18 protein-coding genes and 2 pseudogenes are annotated in these 17,272 nt (G+C 70.0%); 12 read left to right on the top strand and 8 right to left on the bottom strand.

Annotated features, from left to right (window positions below):
• Nucleotides 1–9: 9 nt before the first annotated feature.
• Nucleotides 10–111, top strand: a pseudogene (locus QZ607_RS06785) (UPF0175 family protein); the annotation flags it as partial.
• Between the two features lie 92 nt (nt 112–203).
• Here QZ607_RS06785 and QZ607_RS06780 read toward each other — a convergent pair.
• Together QZ607_RS06780 and QZ607_RS06775 are read right to left on the bottom strand one after the other, a co-directional pair.
• Nucleotides 204–605: a PIN domain-containing protein gene (locus QZ607_RS06780; protein WP_295881123.1), complete on the bottom strand. Its 402-nt coding sequence runs from the start codon at nt 603–605 to the stop codon at nt 204–206.
• The gene (locus QZ607_RS06775; protein ID WP_295881315.1) at nt 605–817 is read right to left on the bottom strand and encodes an antitoxin; all 213 of its coding nucleotides are present in this window, start codon (nt 815–817) and stop codon (nt 605–607) included. Before QZ607_RS06775 ends, QZ607_RS06780 begins: the two co-directional genes overlap by 1 nt.
• Before the next feature lie 930 nt (nt 818–1,747).
• Here QZ607_RS06775 and QZ607_RS06770 point away from each other — a divergent pair.
• Entirely contained in the window at nt 1,748–2,089 is a 342-nt protein-coding gene (locus QZ607_RS06770) for a hypothetical protein (protein ID WP_295881121.1), read from the top strand.
• Between the two features lie 277 nt (nt 2,090–2,366).
• Here QZ607_RS06770 and QZ607_RS06765 read toward each other — a convergent pair whose 3' ends face one another.
• Nucleotides 2,367–2,912, bottom strand: a complete 546-nt coding sequence (locus QZ607_RS06765) for a hypothetical protein (RefSeq protein WP_295881118.1) — start codon at nt 2,910–2,912, stop codon at nt 2,367–2,369.
• Between the two features lie 52 nt (nt 2,913–2,964).
• Nucleotides 2,965–3,639, bottom strand: a complete 675-nt coding sequence (locus QZ607_RS06760) for a cysteine hydrolase family protein (protein WP_295881117.1) — start codon at nt 3,637–3,639, stop codon at nt 2,965–2,967.
• A gap of 240 nt (nt 3,640–3,879) precedes the next feature.
• On the opposite strand from QZ607_RS06760, the gene QZ607_RS06755 reads away from it, so the two are divergent.
• A complete protein-coding gene (locus QZ607_RS06755; RefSeq protein WP_295881116.1) occupies nt 3,880–4,296 on the top strand; it encodes a DUF6858 family protein in 417 nt (138 codons plus the stop codon).
• 30 nt (nt 4,297–4,326) lie between these two features.
• On the opposite strand, the gene purE is transcribed toward QZ607_RS06755, so the two are convergent.
• The 3 genes from purE to QZ607_RS06740 form a co-directional block, all read right to left on the bottom strand.
• On the bottom strand, nt 4,327–4,875 hold the full coding sequence (gene purE / locus QZ607_RS06750) for a 5-(carboxyamino)imidazole ribonucleotide mutase (RefSeq protein WP_295881115.1): 549 nt from the start codon (nt 4,873–4,875) through the stop codon (nt 4,327–4,329).
• A 239-nt stretch (nt 4,876–5,114) separates the two neighbouring features.
• Entirely contained in the window at nt 5,115–6,281 is a 1,167-nt protein-coding gene (gene purK / locus QZ607_RS06745; RefSeq protein ID WP_295881111.1) for a 5-(carboxyamino)imidazole ribonucleotide synthase, read from the bottom strand.
• On the bottom strand, nt 6,278–7,309 hold the full coding sequence (locus QZ607_RS06740) for a LysR family transcriptional regulator (RefSeq protein ID WP_295881110.1): 1,032 nt from the start codon (nt 7,307–7,309) through the stop codon (nt 6,278–6,280). The genes purK and QZ607_RS06740 overlap by 4 nt, the downstream gene beginning before the upstream one ends.
• A 370-nt stretch (nt 7,310–7,679) precedes the next feature.
• Here QZ607_RS06740 and QZ607_RS06735 point away from each other — a divergent pair, with 370 nt between their 5' ends.
• From QZ607_RS06735 to QZ607_RS06700, 8 genes and pseudogenes are all read left to right on the top strand, one after another.
• A complete protein-coding gene (locus tag QZ607_RS06735; RefSeq protein ID WP_295881108.1) occupies nt 7,680–8,513 on the top strand; it encodes an ABC transporter permease in 834 nt (277 codons plus the stop codon).
• A gap of 3 nt (nt 8,514–8,516) precedes the next feature.
• The gene (locus tag QZ607_RS06730) at nt 8,517–9,290 is read left to right on the top strand and encodes an ABC transporter ATP-binding protein (protein ID WP_295881105.1); all 774 of its coding nucleotides are present in this window, start codon (nt 8,517–8,519) and stop codon (nt 9,288–9,290) included.
• A gap of 114 nt (nt 9,291–9,404) precedes the next feature.
• Nucleotides 9,405–10,496, top strand: coding sequence for an MlaD family protein (locus tag QZ607_RS06725; protein ID WP_295881103.1), 1,092 nt, complete (start codon nt 9,405–9,407; stop codon nt 10,494–10,496).
• Nucleotides 10,481–11,200 (top strand): ABC-type transport auxiliary lipoprotein family protein, encoded by a 720-nt coding sequence (locus QZ607_RS06720; protein ID WP_295881101.1) that lies wholly within the window; start codon nt 10,481–10,483, stop codon nt 11,198–11,200. Before QZ607_RS06725 ends, QZ607_RS06720 begins: the two co-directional genes overlap by 16 nt.
• Before the next feature lie 76 nt (nt 11,201–11,276).
• Nucleotides 11,277–12,677: a hypothetical protein gene (locus QZ607_RS06715; RefSeq protein WP_295881099.1), complete on the top strand. Its 1,401-nt coding sequence runs from the start codon at nt 11,277–11,279 to the stop codon at nt 12,675–12,677.
• A gap of 45 nt (nt 12,678–12,722) precedes the next feature.
• A complete protein-coding gene (locus QZ607_RS06710) occupies nt 12,723–13,625 on the top strand; it encodes an EamA family transporter (RefSeq protein WP_295881097.1) in 903 nt (300 codons plus the stop codon).
• Nucleotides 13,626–13,723: 98 nt separating this feature from the next.
• Nucleotides 13,724–14,083 carry a hypothetical protein gene (locus QZ607_RS06705; protein ID WP_295881094.1) on the top strand — a complete coding sequence of 120 codons (360 nt, stop codon included), beginning with the start codon at nt 13,724–13,726 and terminating at the stop codon, nt 14,081–14,083.
• Nucleotides 14,084–14,188: 105 nt separating this feature from the next.
• Nucleotides 14,189–14,428: pseudogene (locus tag QZ607_RS06700) on the top strand (hypothetical protein); the annotation flags it as partial.
• A gap of 44 nt (nt 14,429–14,472) precedes the next feature.
• On the opposite strand, the gene QZ607_RS06695 reads toward QZ607_RS06700, so the two are convergent.
• Complete coding sequence (locus tag QZ607_RS06695; RefSeq protein ID WP_295881092.1) at nt 14,473–15,453, bottom strand: MBL fold metallo-hydrolase; 981 nt, start codon at nt 15,451–15,453, stop codon at nt 14,473–14,475.
• Nucleotides 15,454–15,920: 467 nt separating this feature from the next.
• Here QZ607_RS06695 and pstS point away from each other — a divergent pair, with 467 nt between their 5' ends.
• Nucleotides 15,921–16,973, top strand: coding sequence for a phosphate ABC transporter substrate-binding protein PstS (gene pstS / locus QZ607_RS06690; RefSeq protein ID WP_295881089.1), 1,053 nt, complete (start codon nt 15,921–15,923; stop codon nt 16,971–16,973).
• Nucleotides 16,974–17,272 lie beyond the last annotated feature (299 nt).

Here is a 17,272-nt window from a genome sequence, read left to right as displayed (position 1 = left end):
GGCCGAGTCTCCCAAGGCCGCGGCGCCGAGATCGCAGGTCTGCGCCGGGCGGCCTTCGTCGACACCCTCTCCCGCTGTCGCGTCAGCGTGATGCAGTACTCCAAGCAGGAACTGTTGGACGAGCAGCCCCCTGCGTCGGCCTGGGCAGGCTCCCCCGAAGGGATTCCGGGAGGGCGCCTCATCCCCCTCTGCGCATGCGGCGCCTATGGACCCCAGTCCTCCAGCCTGAGCCCCGCGACCCGGCCGAGCTCGCCGACATTGCTGATCACCAGGGTCGCCTCGAGCCACCGGGCATGGGCGGCGATGAGCAGATCGTTCGGCCGGATCGGGGTGCCGCGGCCCGCCAAGTCAGCACGGATCTCGGCAGAGAGATCCGCCGCCTCCTGCGGCCAGTCGAGCGCCAGACAACAGCGGAGGAAATCGTCCAGCGGGGCAGCGCTTCGCTCCCGCCGAACGCTCTTGCGGACGCCGAAACGAAGCTCGGCGAGGACGATGGCGGAGATGGCGACTTCCCCGACCGGTACACGGCGCAACCGCTGGGCGACGGCGGGCGGCTGGTCCTTCATCACATAGATGCAGGTATTGGTGTCGAGCATCCAGCGCATCAGAAGGGGTCCCTTTCGTCGGCCGGGCGCAGCTCCCGTGGGTCGGGAAAGTCGCGGTCCAACCGCCGGGCGCGGGCGAAGTCGTCGTCGCAGGTGCGCGGCCTCGGCGTCAGGATCAGGCTGTCGCCATCACGGCGGATGACGACCTCATCGGCGTCGAGCTCGAGGTCCCACGGCAGTCGCACGGCCTGATTGGCCCCATTGCGGAACAGTTGGGCAATGCGCGTGTCCGGGGGCGTCTTGACACCGGTTCGGGAAGGGCGTTCCGAGATTGGCCAAACCTCGCGTATGTCATTTGCATAGGCAAAGTCCAGTCGTCTGTGCCGGGCGCCGCCAGCCCGGATCGGTCGACCGACTCGCGGCGGCGCAAGCCGACCGAGCCGCTGTCACCGCGGGTGTGTCGCTGAGTCTATTTGGCCAGATGTCCGGACCGCGGGCATGACTTCTGTCCCAACTGCGGTGCGGACATGCGCATCATCGCCTACATCACCGGGGCTGCGCCCGTCGAGCGGGTTCTCACCCAGATCGGTGAGCCACCACGTCCACCCCCGATCACGCCCGCGCGCGGCCCCCTGCCTGGGACGAAGGGCCGGAATACGCACCGGAGCCGATGCCGGACTGGGACCTTGTCCAACAGCCCGAGTCCGACATCGAGCCAATTTGTGAATGGGATCAGCGCATTGCGTGGTAGCCGCCATCTCTGTCCCGCAGGAAACAGTGCAGCCCGCTCGTCTCCCAGCGGCGCGCTGCGGCGCCTGTGCTCACCCCAGCACCCGGAAACGCGCGCGCCCACACCGCGCGCAACGTCCGTCAGCCCCGCAGTCGGGCGTTGACGGCGTATCCCACCCCCGCCACCCTTCGTCCTCGGGTCAACCTGGACGCTCAGGGTGGCTTGGATTTCCTATCCGTATCGGGTTATCCGGTCGCGTCTCCTGCATAAACCAACCAAGACCCACCCTAGCCGAGCTTGTCGAAGCCAACGCGTTCTTTGGCAACCACAACACTTCTCGAGCCCGGTCCGCACAGACGCGTCGTACGTTTCTCGTGGCAGCCGACGAGCAGCGCCCGGCCCGTTCGACGCGCATGGCGCCGGAGTCATCTTCCGTCCAGTGCAATCCATCCCGATCGCACCAATCCCACACATGAAAGAGGAAATCGATATGACAGCACAGGTCTATGGCGCAGTTGATGGTCGCGGGAATGCCCTCATCGACGGCTCAGGCGATTGGACGGCCCAGCGGGTAACGTCCGGGGTCTATGACATCACATTCTCGACGCCCTTCACCGCGCAGCCGGTGGTGATGGTCACCGGCTACATCCCCCGCGAGCAGGGCGGCGCGGCCAGCGATAACGTGTTCTGCGTGGGTCCCATCACAGCCGACAGCGTGCGGGTGCGTACCTTCGACGTGGAGTCGAAGGATGTCGACAACGCCGGCGAGGCCCAAGACGCCGAGTTCACCTTCATCGCGCTGGGAGCCCGTTAGCCGTCGCTCACTAAGGCAACAGCGGAGCGTCGTCGTCCTGTTCCGGCTCTGACGGTCCAGCAGGGCAGCAAGCGACGACGCTCGGGCGTGGCGTGCCCACCCGGCATCCGCAACCACAACGAGCCGTGTGCGATAACGCGACAGCCTCGCGTGAGTATTCGGAGGCTGAGTATGGCGATCTAATCAGTATAACGTCCCCGGAATTATGCGGAATTGTGTTCTCGGTGAGGGCGGCTTCGCCGCGCAGGGCCGACTGAAAGTCGGCGCCCCAGGTGCGTCAGCGAAGGCCGCCGTCGGGGCCGAGGAGGCGGTCGATGATGGCGCGGATGCCGGGGTTGCTCATGAGCCCGCCGAAGCCTTCGTGCTCGCGCAGGGCCTGGACGTTGCCGGAAGTGATGAGGCCGATGAGCTCCGGGTCCTGGAGGACGCGCTGGAGCTGCGGGTCCTGCTGGAGGGCGATGATGGACTGCATGATGTCGGGGTCGCCGACAAGGCTGCGTTGGATGCCCTGGAGCTGATCACTGTAATCTCCGCCGCCCGCGCCGGCACCGCCGCCGGCGGCGGCCGTGGCCCGCTCCATGCGGCGGATGCGGGCGGCCTCGACGTCGATCTCACCGAGCGCCGGGGTGCGGATGCGGTAGACGCCGCCCGCGAGCCCAAGGGCCTCGCCGACGATGACGCTGCCGTCGTCGAGCTCGAAACGGGTGAGGTCGCCGGCGCCGGCGGTGCCCGAGAAGAGGGCGATGGTCACGAGCGCCGCGCAGGTGACGGCGCCGATGCCGAGCGCCCGGAGCCGCGCCCTGATGACTGCGCCGACGAGCATGCGGGCTTGCGGTGCTCGCTCCTGAGTGCCTGTATGCATGCCGCCCTCCGCTTCAGCTCAGGTCCATCATGGCGCGCAGCTCGTCGCTTCTCACCACGTGGCAGTAGATCATGTGGATGACCTCCAGCTCATGCTGGTGCAGCGCGTCGGTGCCGGCGGCGCAGCAGTCCTCCACCACGACGACGTTGAAGCTCTCGTCGGCGAGGCTCCGCACCGTGGAGCTGACGCACTGGTCGGTGTAGATGCCGGCGACGACGACGTTGCGGATGCCCATGTTGCTCAGCACCAGCCGCAGGTTGGTGCCGGTCAGCGCGCTGTCGGTGGTCTTGGTGACGAGAATCTCGCCCGGGGCCGGGGCCAGCTCCGGCACGATCTGCGAGGCCTCGCTGGTGAGCGGCATCAGCAGGTTGTTCCAGCCCGGCAGCTTCTGGCTCAGGGAGCGGTCACGGCCGTCCTCCAGCAGGCAGGCGATGCGGGCGTGGATGACGTCCATGCCGGCGGCGCGGAAGCTGTCCTGAAGCGCCCGCAAGCGCGGGATGACGGTGCCGTGCATGCGCTTGTGGAAGGGCGCCCAGCGCGCGCGCTCGGCGGGGTCGTCGTGCAGCACCATGCCGTAGTTCTGCACGTCGATGCAGAGCAGCGCGGTCTCCGCCGGCGGCAGGACCAGGTCGTCGGGCTCCGGTGCGCCCTGGTAGTAGAAGGAGCGGTTGCGGGTTTTCCAGGACATGGTGGGCTCTCGGCAGCAGGGGGTCGCAGGCCCGCAACTGTGCCAGATCCGCCGCAGCGATCCCAGACGTGTCTGACAGCGGGCGCAGGCCGCCGTTGCCTGTGCGAGAGACACCCCGCGGCGCCGGCCGCCACGCCGTCCGGACCGGGACCGCCGAGCGCGCTTTGCGAATCTTCAATGCGTGAACGGCCGAGATCCCTAGAATTTCGGTGAACTTTAACCGGATCGATAAGGGCGCAGATGAAACAGACCCTGCTGCAGGAAAAATATCCCGTCTACACCCTGGAAGTGCCGAAGGCGGAGTGCCGCTTTGCGGACGTGGACGCCATCCTCGCGCACCTGCGGGACTGCGTGGAGGGTCATAAGGTGGCGCGCATGATCGGCGAGTTCGACCATCACGCCCACACCAGCGACCTGCCAGAGGGCGAGATCGCCAGCGACATCCGGGCCGCCAAGCACATCGTCTTCTGCTTCGGCACCCACCTGCCGAATCCGCAGGTGATGGCGGTGCGCCCGCGCTCCATCGGCGTTGCCGACCTTGGGGACCGCTTCGTGGTCAGCTTTCTGGAAGCACCCATGCCGCTCGCCAACAACGCCATGACCGCCTGGGTGCGGGCCATCGTCGAGGCGTCAGCGGCCGAGAGCGCGGCGGCCTGACATCCGCGCGAGCGTCCTGCGCCAGACCCGTCAGCCCTTCCGGGCGCGCGCTGCGGCGACGCTCTCGGCGGTGATCTCGCCGGCGGCCATCCGCTCCACCTTGGCGAGCACCTGGGCTTCGAGGTCCGCCTTGAAGCGCGCCACGCGCTCCAGCAGCGCAGGGTCGGCAACGGCCAGCATCTGCGCCGCCAGCAGGCCCGCGTTGCGGGCGCCGTCGATGGCCACCGTGGCCACGGGCACACCCGGCGGCATCTGCACGATGGACAGCAGCGAGTCTTCGCCGGACAGCGCCCGGCTCTTCACCGGCACGCCGATGACCGGCAGCGGCGAGATGGCGGCGACCATGCCGGGCAGGTGCGCGGCACCACCGGCACCGGCGACGATGACCTTGAGTCCGCGCTCCACCGCGGAGCCGGCATAGTCGTACAGCCGCCGCGGGGTGCGGTGGGCGGAAACGATGGTCATCTCGAAGGCCACGCCGAGCTCGGTGAGCGCGTCGGCGGCGCCCTGCATCACGGGCAGGTCCGAGTCGCTGCCCATGATGATGCCCACCAGCGGCGTCGAAGATTGCTTTGCCATGGTGACTGTTTCGCGGTGTTGGTGCTCGGTTGACCGTTGCAGCAGTGGGATGCCGGCGTCTTTGCGCGCCTGCCTGTGCAGCCTCTGAACAGCAGCTGAGAAAGCCGCGAACAGCGCGAAAACATCCAGGCTTCACCGTCGACCCACGCATTGCCCCTGCTTCAGGTATTGCGTGGCAACAGAAGGCGTTTCCTGAGTCGGGTCAGCTTGGATTGTAGGTCACGCCTTTCGCGTCTTCCTCAGGCGCGCTCCTCCCCTTCGATGCGAATCAGCGCCCGCACCCGCTCCGCCTTGGCCCGCGCCTGCTCGATGTCCGCGTCCAGCACGGTGACATGGCCCATCTTGCGGTAGGCGCGGGTTTCGGCCTTGCCGTAGAGGTGCACGGAGACGCCCGGGATGGCCAGCGCCGCCCGCAGACCGCAGATGACCGGGCGGCCGGCGAAGCCGGGCTCCCCCAGCAGGTTCAGCATGGCCGCCGGGCGCACCAGGTCCGTGGCCCCCAGCGGCAGACCCGTGATGGCGCGCAGATGCTGCTCGAACTGGTCGGTGACACAGGCCTCGATGGTGTAGTGGCCGGAGTTGTGGGTGCGCGGGGCGACCTCGTTGACCAACAGCTCACCGCCCTGGGTGAGGAACAGCTCGACGCCGAAGATGCCCACGCCCGCCAGCGCCTGCACCGTGGCCACCGCCAGGTCCCGCGCGGCCGCGGCGATGCTGGCCTCCACCCGCGCGGGGGCCAGCAGCATGTCCAGCATGTTCTCGCCGGGGCGCATGCGCATCTCCACCGGCGGATAGGCGCAGGTGGCGCCGTCCTGCCCCCGCGCCACCATCACCGCCAGCTCCAGGCGCGCCGGCACGAAGCGCTCCACCAGGGACGGCACCGGCAGGTGCTTGCCGAAATCCGCCGGCTCATGCATCACCTGCACGCCGCGGCCGTCGTAGCCGCCGCGGCGGGCCTTCTGCACCAGCGGATAGCCGAAGACGGCGAAGGCGTCGGGGTCGGGCGCGTCTGCCGGCACGAACTCAGCGCTCGGGATGCCGGCGTCCGCCAGCACCTGCTTCTGCCGCAGCTTGTCCTGGATGTCGGCGAGCAGCCAGGGGCAGGGGAAGATGCGATGGCCGGCGGCAGACAGCCCGGCCAGGGTCGCGGTGTCGATGTCCTCGATGTCGAAGGTGGTCACGTCGCAGGCGGCCACCAGCTCCTTCAGCGCCGCCGGGTCGTGGTAGGTGCCGACGATCTGCTCGCCGGAGAGCTGGCCCGCGGGGCTGTTGGGATAGGGGTCCAGCACGGTGCAGGTGCAGCCGATGCGCTTGGCGGCGGCCACCAGCATGCGCCCGAGCTGGCCGCCGCCGATGATGCCGATCTGCGCGACCGGGTAAGGATAGCGATCGTCGGTGGCGGTCATGCGCTGGAGGTCCGGCGCCCGCGCAGCCTCTCGCGGGTCTGCTCGAAGGCCTCCCTGGCGTGGCCCAGCCGCTCGGCGATCTCCGGCTCGTAGGCGATGGCGAAGTCCAGGAAGGTGCGCGCCACCAGCGACAGCTCCCGCCCGCGCCAGTGCAGCAGGTGCCAGCGGCGCATGATGGGGAAGCCCTGCACGTCCAGCAGCGCCAGCCCGCCGCCGGCGCTCTCCAGCCGCAGCGAGTGCAGCGACAGCACCGAGATGCCCAGGCCGCCGACGATGGCGTGCTTGATGGCCTCGTTGCTGCCGAGCTGCATCCGCACCCGCGGCGTGAGGCCGGCCTGCTCGAAGCACTTGACCACCGCGTCCCGGATGCCGGAGCCCGGCTCGCGCAGGATCAGGCTCTCGCCGGCCAGGGCCTCGATGGGGATGTCGCGCTCCGTCGCCAGCGGGTGGTCGATGCGGGCGACGACCACCAGGGGGTTGGGTGCGAAGGGGATGCTCTCGATCTGCTCGTTCACCTCCCGCGGCTGCCCGGCGACGTAGAGGTCGTCGTCGTGCGCCGTCAGGCGCTCCAGAATGTGCTCGCGGTTGGTGACGCCGAGGGACACCTCGATGCCCGGATACTTTTTGCAGAAGGCGCCGAGGATCTCCGGGGCGACATACTTGGCGGTGGTGACCACGCCGAGCCGCAGGCGCCCGCGCTTCAGCCCCTTCAGGTCCGAGAGCTTGACCTCCAGGTCCGTCAGCGTGCCGAGGATCTCGCGGCAGGCGGCATAGACCTCACGACCGGCATCTGTGGGCTCCACGGTGCGGCCGACGTGGCGGAAGAGCGGCGTGCCGAGCGTCTCCGACAGCTTCTTGATCTGCATGGACACCGTCGGCTGCGTCAGGAACAGCTCTTCCGCGGCGCGGGTGAAGCTGCCGAGGCGCACGATGGCCTCCAGCAGTTGCAGCTGGCGCAGGGTGGCGTGGCGGATCAGGTAGTCGGCGCCACCCGGGAAGGCGTGGCGGCCGTCGTTGGCATGGGACATGGTGGCGCTGCGGTGTGCACCGGGCGATGGCGCCGGACGCTGGCTTTGGGATCTGGTGCCGACCTGCGCTGCCGGCCCGCGGCGGTTGACAGCGGCTCGGACCGGGTCGGACTCAGGCCCGCAGGAGGCCCGCTCGGGGTGCCCGGCCCGTCAGTGCTTCCGCGTGGGTTCACCTTCGATGCTAAACGCCACAGGATAGCCCGAATGCTGGACTCGTTCCAGCGGTGAGCGCTCCAGGCGCCCACGCGCCCGGGTGCGGCCGGCGACCCGCGACAGGGCACCGCGGCGTGCAGCGAGCATCGCCACCCTTCGGGCGCAGCGCATGCCGCCGTCCACGACCGCCGTCGGATTCACGGTAACATTACGGCGCATGGAACCCGCCGCCGAGACCCCGCTGAAGCGTGCCTACCGCGGCCGGCCCGACGCGCGCTCGGCGGTGGGCGGCGGGCTGCTGGGCCGGCTCGCCGGCCTGGGGCTCGCGGCGCGGACGCTCGCGGAGTGCATGGCGCTCTACGCCAACATCGTGCTGGGTCGGGAGCGGCTGGATCTGCCCGCCTTCACCGCGGCGCTGCGCCAGGCGGGGCTGTCCATCCTGCCGGCGGTGACGCTGGTGACCGCGGCGCTGGGGCTGATCCTCGGGCGCCAGGCAACCATGGTCCTGCAGAATCTGAATCTCCCGGGCGTGCTGCTCTACACCATCACCTATGCCGTCGTGATGGAGCTGGTGCCCATCCTGGTGGGCGTGCTGGTGGCCGGGCGGGCGGGGGTGGCGCTCGCGGTGCGGCATGCGACCCTGGTGGTGACGGGGCAGATGGACGGGCTGCTGGTGAGCGGTATCAATCCCATCCGCTATGTCACCGGCCCGGTGCTTTTGGCGATGCTCACCATGTCCTTCGCCTTCCTGGTCTGGGGCAGCCTGGTGACTGTGGGCACGGCCTTTGTCTGGCTGTTCTTCTTCTCGGACGTGCCGCCCTATCAGCTGGTGGACGCCGTGCGCAGCACCCTCGGCCCCTACGACCTGCGCGAGGCCATCGCCAAGCCGCTGGTGTTCGCGGTGGTCATCGCGCTCATCGCGACGGTGAACGGCACCATCGCCGGCCGCGACCCGGAGCTCATCGGCGAGGCGGCCACCCGCACCATGATCGCGGCGGTGACCAGCATCCTGCTCATCGACCTGTTGTTCGTACTCTGGCCGGAGACATGAGCCTTGGACCACCGGGCATCGGCAGCCACCGCCTCGGAGCCGGCGCCGGCACTGGAAGTCTCCGATGTCTTCCAGCATGTGGCCGGACACGCGGTGCTGAGCGGCGTGTCGCTGACGGTGCAGCCGGGCGAAGGGGTGCTGCTCATCGGCCGCAACGGCGCCGGCAAGAGCCTGCTCATGCGCCTGGTGCTGGGGCTGGACCTGCCCTCGGCAGGGCGGGTGCGGCTGTTCGGCGAGGAGCTGCGCCACCTGCGCGGCGCCCCCGCCCGGGCGCTGCGCCGGCGCGTGGGGGCGGTGCTCCAGCGCGGCGCCCTGCTGGATGGGCTCACGGTGCAGGAGAATCTGCTGCTGCCCCTGCTGCCCACACGGCTGTCGCGGGCGGAGATGACCCGGGCCGCGCGGCTCGCCATCACCCAGCTGCAGCTCGACGGCATGGAAAATCATCTGCCGCGGTCCCTGTCCGTCGGTCAGCGCCGGCGCGTGGAGCTGGCCCGGGCGCTGATCCACCGCCCGAATCTGCTCATCTGGGACGGCCTCACCGACGGCCTGGACCTGCCCGCGGTGCGCGAGATCTTCGAGCTGCTGCGCAACCAGATGACCCTGCGCGGACTCACCGTCATCGGCACGGACAACATGGCGCTGGAGGCGGTGGGGCCGGAGGACCGCGTGGTGGTGCTGGAGCGCGGCCGGGTCATCTTCGACGGCAGCCGCAGCGCGCTGGAGGCGGCCACGCCGGAGCGCCTGGAGCTGCGGTATCTATTGCATGGAAGGTGGTAGAGGGAGGGCTGAGGGCTGAGGCACGCGATACTTCTATGCGCCTCGTTGCGTTCACCACTGACCACTGACCACTGACCACTGATCACTGATCACTGATCACTGACCACCGACCAAATGAGCCTCGAACGCCTCTACCAACCCCCGGAGATCGGTGCCCCCGGCATCCGTCGCGGTCGCCGGCAGCGCCGTGACCTGGTGCTGGCGGGGCTGTTCGTGCTGGCCATGGCGGGGGTGGTGGCGGGAGTGGTGCTGCTGAACGTGCCGGCGCTGTTCGGCGGCTATCCGCTGCGGGCCTATTTTCCGGATGCGGGCGGCCTGGACCGGGGCCTGGACGTGGTGCAGGAGGGCTTCGTCATCGGCCACGTGGGCGCCGTGACACCGGTGTTTGCAGACGCCGCGGACCGCGACCAATGCCCGCAGAGCGACATGCCGCGCTCCGCGGAGCTGCCCTGCTTTCGGGCCACGCTGCGCATCCAGCAGGACTGGCCGGTGCCCGTCGGCAGCGAGGCGCAGCTGGCGCCGGCGGGCTTCCTCGGCGGCAATCAGATCCGCATCCAGCCGGGGCTCGCCGATGAGCGCCTCGCCGCCGATGCGGTCATCCCCACCCTGCCGCGGCAGCCGGATCTGCCGAGCCAGGCGGCGCTCGCACTCACCCGGCTGCAATCGGCCATCGACGAGACCATCCGCCCGGCGCTGGAAGACCTTCAGGCGCGCATCCAGGGCCTCATCGGCGCCCTAGGACCCGGTGAGGACGGCGCGGGGGGCGCGGGGGCCGCCGCCGGCGAGGGGCTCGCCGAGGTCTTCCAGAACCTGCGCCAGCTCTCCGCCGACATCGAGCAGACCGTTGACCCCGAGCGCCTGGGTGCCATTCTGGCCTCCGTGGACGCGCTCACCGCCAACCTCGCCACGGTCTCGTCAGGGCTCGATGCCCGCAGCGATGACGTCGGCGACGCCGTACAGGAGTACACCGCGCTCGGCGCCGACCTGCGGCGGGTCGTCAACCAGGCTGAGCCCGCGGTCACCGACTCCCTCGACGACGTCCAGTACCTGTTACAGGAAATCTCGGCGGCCCTCGCGCCCGTGCTCGCCAACATCGAGACCGCCTCGCGCAACCTGGCTGCGCTCACGGGTGACCTCAGGGAGGATCCGAAGTCGCTGCTGTTCAAGCGCCCACAGCAGGAGCCGTCACCATGGCTGGATCGCTGACCGGGCGCCTGCCGCGCCAGCCCCGGGGTCGGTTGAGCCGGGCTCGCCCTGGCCGGGGACTGCCCGTCCGGCCCCTGCTGACCTGGGTCCTGCTCGCCTGCGCCCTGTCCGCGTGCGTACTGCTGACCGGCTGCGGCGGCGGCGAGCGCCTGCGGGACCTCTACTTCAGCCTCAACCCGCAGGTGAGCGTGCCGCCGAGCGCACGGCCCATCCCCGGTACCCTGCGCGTCACCCCCATCAGCGCCCGCGGCTTCGTCGCCGGCAGCCGTATCGTCTACCGCACCGCGGAGGACCCGCTGCGGGTGCAGCGCTACGGGCAGCTGCTGTGGGAGGAGGTGCCGGCCCGGGCGCTGGCGGACGACCTCGCGGCCGCCCTGCGCGCGGCGCAGGTCTTCGAGCACGTCATCACCGCCGGGGACCCGGCGCGGGCCAATTTCCTGCTCACAGGCGAGCTGCAACGCTTCGAGCATCGCCCGACGGACGACCCGCCGCATGTCCTCGGCGAGCTGAGCCTCACGCTGGTGCGCGGCCAGGGCCGGCAGGTGCTGGTGGCCAAGACCTACAGAGCGGAGGAGCTGGTGGCGGTGGGCCCGGAGGATCGCACTACCCCGGAGGCCATCGTCGCCGCCTTCAACCGGCTCGCCGGGCGCCTCATCGAACAGGTGGTGGCGGACGCCCAGGCCATGGGCGGGCGCCTGCGCTGATGGCTGTGCACGCTCACCGGATCATCCCGGGCGGCCACCGGAGCCGGCCCGAAGCGTCCAGGCAACGCCCGCGCGCATGAGCGACGGCCGCCGCCGACAGCTGCCTGGTCCGGATGCAGCCATGCTGCGCGCGGACCCCTTCGGCGCCCTGCTGCCGGCGGCGGCCTGGCGCATGCCGGTGGCCTGGGACCGGCTGCGGGTGCCGGGTCCGCCGCAGTCCTTTGGTCTGCGGGGGCAGGAGCTGACCGGCGCGACGCCGCTTGAGCGCTTCCACCGCCGCACCCTGACCCTGCTGGAGTGCGCCGGCGGCGACCACGGTCACGGTGGCGACCGGCTGGCGCTGGTGGACAAGGCCATGCCGCACGCCCACTTCGACCTGATGCTGAGCGAGGTGTCCGCGCAGGACAAGCCGAGCCCCTGCGACGTGGCGCCGCTCACCGGCCGCGCGCTCTGGCGCACCGGGCTCGAATTCGTACGCTTCGTCTCCGACCCCGGGACCATGGCCGCCTTCGGGCTGGCCGACGGCGCCCTGCACCTGGCGCTCAACTGCGATCCGCACACGCGCGACCGCGAGAGCGTGCAGGCGGCCAAGCAGTTCCATCTGCACCTGCTGTACTGGAACGCCAAGGAGCTGGCGCAGCTCGCCGGCGCCGCCGAGACACCATTGCAGCATGACCCACGCACACGCCGGCAGCTCCTGGACCCCATCGGCGGCGTCGGCGCCCGACTGGTGACGGGGCTGCTGCATGACCTGGCACCGGGCGTTGCGGGTGCCGTCGTGCTGGAGGATGACGATGCGGCCGTCGTCGCCGGCCGGCGCCCCCCGGGTGCCCTGCTGCGGCTGCCGGCCTGGGATGTGCTGGGCGAGGCTGCCTTCGAAGACCTGATCCGCCGGCTGCACCAGCGCCTGACGCACCTGGCAGCCGGGCTGCAAGCCGCCTTCACCGGCGCATCGGCGGTGCCTGTCCCCTGGTGCCGGCACCCGCTGCGCCGCACGGATGCCGTGCACGCGGCACTCGACGCGCTGGCGCTGCCGACCGCGGCGCGGCCCGCGCTCGATGCCCTGGCTGCCGCGCTGCGGGACCTGCCGGCACCGGTGCTCGCGCGCCTGCGCCGGGGCGCACCGCCGCTGCGCAAGCACCTGCTGACCCTGAATCCGCCGAGCTATGCGCTGAACCTCTTCGCGCCCGGGCGCAACCGGCCCGGGGCGCCCGTGGCCGCCGCAGAGACCGTCTATCTCAGTATCCAGCCCAAGCTCTTCTCCGGCACCGGCGGCGCCGGGCTGCTCGCGCTGGACGGCGTGCCGAGCGTGCGCATCTGCCGCGGCGCCGGACACTTCACCGAGGCCGAGTGGCGCCGGCGTGCCGCCATGCAGCGGGCCTTCGCGCAGCACAACGCCGGTCGGCTGCGCGCGCTGCTCGGCACGGGCTGCGGGCCGGTGCGCCGCTTCGTGGACTTCGACTCGGGCTGGGCCTGAGGGCCGCGCGCCGAGGACCATCGCCGGGGACCGCCTGCCGCACCGATGGATTTCGCCGCCTTCGCCCCCTTCTGGATCGTTTTCTCGCTGCTGTCGGCGTTCTTCCATGCCTCGCGGCTCGCGGTCACCAAGCACCTGTCGTTCAGCTTCTCGGCCCGCGCGCTGACGCTCTACGTAAACCTCGCAAGCCTGGTGGTCACGGCGCCGCTCATCGTCTGGCACCACGACTTCCCGTTCCACGAGCCGGCCTATGCGGCTGTGGTGCTGCTCGGGGGCGTCGTCTCCGGGCTCGGCGGCTGGGCGCTCAACACCGCCATCCACCGCAGCGACGTGTCGCTGGTGGGGCCCATCATGACCCTGACGCCGGGCTTCGTCGTGGTCATCGAGTGGACGCTCATCGGCGATCTGCCGGGCAGGCTCGGCTTCCTGGGGCTGGCGCTGCTCATCGCCGGCGGCTATGTGCTGAGCGTCGAGAAGGAGCAGACCAGTATCCTGTCCCCCATACGGCGGCTGGTGACGACGCCGGGCAGCGTGCTGACACTGGTGGCGGCCTTCTGCTTCGCGGCGGCGTCCACGCTCGGGCGCGTCGGCATCCAGATGAGCGATCCGCTGTCCTTCGCTGTGTTGGTGGCGGTGGTGAACCCCATCGTGCTGTTCGTGATGTTCAGCCTCCAGGACCACCGCTTCTACCGTGAAGCGTTCCCCAAGCACCTGCGCCGGGAGGTGCGCCCGCTGCTGCTGCTGGGCCTGCTGTTCGCGCTGATGCGCATCGCGGACCAGATCGCGCTCAGCCTGACGCTTGCGTCTTACGCCATGGCCGTCAAGCGCACCGCCGGGCTGTTCTCCGTGCTGCTGGGGCACTGGTACTACGGCGAAGGGCACGTGACCTCCCGACTCGCCGGCAGCGCGCTGATGCTGGGCGGGTTGTTCGCGCTGACGCAGTCCTGATGCGCCGCCGCGGGCGGCGGTGGTCGCTGCCCGAAAGCTGGTCACCTTCGACGATCGCCTGCAAATCGCCACGGGCCGCCAGGCCCGGGAGCATCCGCATGGGCCGAGACCGCCGACGCCCGTTCTTCGTCGAGCTGATCAAGCCGTCCCACTACGACGACGACGGCTATGTGATCCAGTGGGTCAAAGCCTGGATCCCGTCCAACTCCCTGGCGAGCCTGTACGGACTCACGCTGGAAACCGGCGAGCAGCACGCGCTGGGCGCGGACGTGGGCATCCGCGTCCACGCCCATGACGAGACCTACACCGACATCCCGGTGCAGCGCATCATCAGGCGCATCCGAATCACCATAAGGCGCGCGAGATTGCCCCAATCATCAGCAGCAGGGCGGGCGCGATGCTTTGGCGTGACCGCGGCTTTCGCACGAGATCCGAAGCCGTGTAGGGTTGCCGAATGACGAATGCCCGGGAGTCCGCTCATGTCTGACGAGACGCTGAAGGAGCAGATCCGCCGCGAGCTGCCTGAATGGCTGCGCACCGACCCGGAGCTGCGGCGCTGGGTGCTGGAGCTGGACGTGATCGTCACCAACGGCACGCTGATCATCTGCGAGCTGAAGTCGTCCATCGACAAGGCCGGTATGTACAGCTTCGAGCGCAAAGCGCGCTTCTATGAGCGGCGCCACAACCGCACCGCCAACCGGCTCATGGTGATTTCACCGATGATCGACGCCCGGGCGCAGAAGGTGGCGGACAAGCTCGGCATCGAGACCTATGGCGATTCGCTGGACGTCGAGTCCCTCTGAGAGAGCAGCGCTGTGCGTCGATGGCCCGGCACGGCGCCGGGCTGTTACCCGCTCCGCTTCTCCCGCCGCTTGAGCCATACCTCCAGCCCCTGTGCATTCAGCTCCAGGTCCACGGCCAGCAGCTCGCGCATGCGCGCGTCACTCAGGGTGCAGCCGTGGGCGCGGGCGTCGGCCAACAGGTGCCCGGTGATGGCGTCCTTGATGCGGTCCTTGCGCTCCGCCCCCGGCGCATCGGCCTGTGCCAGGGCAATCGCCGCGAGGTCCTTGATGCTGCACCGGAGCCGGTCGACATGCCGCGCCGGGTCGTCGATGCGGCAGTAGTGCGTGAGAAAGGCGGCATTGGGCTGGTGCGCCAGCATCCGGTCGAGGCTCTGCTGCCAGGCGTCCGGGTCGAAGGCCACCGGCGTGGTGGGCGCGAAGAGCCAGGGGCCCTTGGCGGTGTCGAGCTCCCGGTAGGAGATGCCGAAGGTGTCGCCGGTGAAGATGCCGCCAGAGCCCGCGTCGACGATGCAGCCGTGGTGGTTGGCGTGGCCCGGGGTGTCGATGAAGGTCAGCCGGCGGCCGGCGAGGTCGAAGGTCTGTTCGTCCGCGGCGGCAATGACGCGCGCCTCGGGCACCGGGACCAACTCGCCGAAATCCCGGGCGAAGGCGGCCTCGCCATAGACGGCGGTGGCGCCCGCGATGAGCCGGCTCGGGTCGATCAGGTGCGGTGCGGCCTTGGGATGCGCCACCAGGGTCGCGTTCGGGCAGACCGCCATGAGCGCGCCGGCGCCCCCGGCATGGTCCAGGTGGACATGGGTCGGGATAACGTAGTCCACCTGCTCAGGCGTGAGCCCGAGGTCCGCGATGGCGCCGAGCAGGCCGGGCACCGTGTGGGCGGTGCCGGTGTCGATGCAGGCGAGGCGGTCCCGCTCGCGGATCAGATAGCAGGCGGCGAGGCCATCGCGATAGAGGCCGGTCTCGATGCAGTAGACGCCGTCGGCGACGGCTTGGTAGTGGGCAGCAGCGTCGTGGGGGGTGGGCATGAATCGCGGGGCGCAGGTCTGGGGACAATCGGTGAGACTAGCATCTTCGCCAATCCGCGGTCGCCGCCCGGAGCGCCGAGTTTCACTCGGCAGCGTCCCGCGCTGACACTGACGTCTTCGCGAGTCCGAGGTCGCTGCCTCAGGGGCGCCGAGTTTCGCTCGGCGACTCCCAGCATGGACACTGCGCGCTTCGCCAATCCACAGTCCTGGCCATCCCTCTCCAGCTCCCAAAGGCAGCGGCGGATCGAAGCGGTAACGCCGTCCCACGGCGCCTGCCTCTCCCGCCAGCCTCAGCGCGCACAGATGACGGAATCATGACGATTCGGTGACCGCCTTGCGGTGGCACGGGCTGGCGTCCGGCGCCTAGACTCCCGCGCCGGAGCAGCGCCCGAGCATCATTCCAACAGCCCGCGCCGCTGCATTCGTCGCATGCATCTCATCACCCCTTTGGAGCCGAGGACCGGAACATGAACCACACCCGCCCGATGGCCCGGCTGGGCCATTTGCTCTTCGCCGTATTGCTGCTCGCGCTGGCCGCACCGACGCAGGCGGAGGATGCCGAGCAGCAGGCGCTCAAGCTTCTCGGCACCGGTGCCTCCTTTCCGGCGCCGCTGTATCTGCGCTGGTTCCGTGACTACTTCGTGGCACATCCGCACGTGCGGCTGGACTACCAGAGCATCGGCAGCGCCGGCGGCGTCAAGGACCTGATCGGTGGCCGCGTGGACTTCGCCGGCACTGACCTACAGCTCACCGACGACGAGGCCGCGCAGATTCCCGGCGGCGTGCGCCAGCTGCCCATGGCGGCCGGCGCCATCGTGGTGATCTACAACCTGGAGGGCGTGCCGGAGCTCAAGCTGAGCCGCGACGCCCTGCTGGGTCTCTTCTCCGGCAGCATCGCACGCTGGAACGACCCGGCCATCGCCGCCACCAACCCGGACGTGACCCTGCCCGACCTGCCCGTCGTGGTGGTGGCGCGCGCCGATGCCAGCGGCACCACGTACAAGTTCACACGGCACCTGAGCGCCCTCAGCCCCAGCTTCGCCGAGGCCGTTGGCGCCTCCATGAAGCCGGAATGGCCGGATGCCTTCAACGCCCGGTCCGCACTGGTGCGCTCCCCCGGCAACGGCGGCGTCGCGGCCACAGTGCGTGCCGTCCCAGGCAGCATCGGCTATGTGCAGTATGCTTGGGGCTTCCTGCCGGGCATCAGCATCGCAGCGCTCGAGAACCGCAGCGGCAAGATCGTCGCCCCGGGGAAGGTGGGCTTCGACGCGGCACTCGGCTCCATCATGGAGAACCACAGCCTGACCAACGCGACGGACCCGGTGGGCGAGGCTGCCTATCCCATTGTGGGCCTGTCCTGGCTGATCCTGCGCAACGAGTACGACGACCCGGCCAAGCTGCCGACGCTGAAGGCCGTTATCGAGTACGCCCTGGGGCCGGGTCAGGCGGTGACCGAGCAGCTCGGCTATGTGCGCTTCCCCGACCCTGCGATTGAGTACGTCGAGCAGCGGCTCAAGTAGCCCCGGCTCCAAATTGCGGCGACGGAATAACGGGGACGGTAACCTTAATGCTGTCCCGCTGGCGGGGCACGACCCGGAACCTGAGCCCCGACGCTGTCAGATCCGTGGCCCCCGCGGGCTGATGGCTCATGAGCTCGCCGTCGGTGGGTCCCCGTGACGATGCCGCGGTTGGGATCGGCTCCAGCACCGAGACAACAGCCCCTCGGCATCCCTCCCCGAGCCTGAGGGAGGGGATGTCGATGCGCGCTCGGTGGCGCGGCGGGCCGACGCGGGGGCTGACCTGGTCTTGCCGCGCCCGC

It is taken from the genome of uncultured Thiohalocapsa sp., assembly GCF_913063425.1.
Classification (GTDB): domain Bacteria; phylum Pseudomonadota; class Gammaproteobacteria; order Chromatiales; family Chromatiaceae; genus Thiohalocapsa.
Note: the sequence above shows the minus strand (reverse complement) of the source record. Positions and strands in the feature narration are given on the sequence as shown.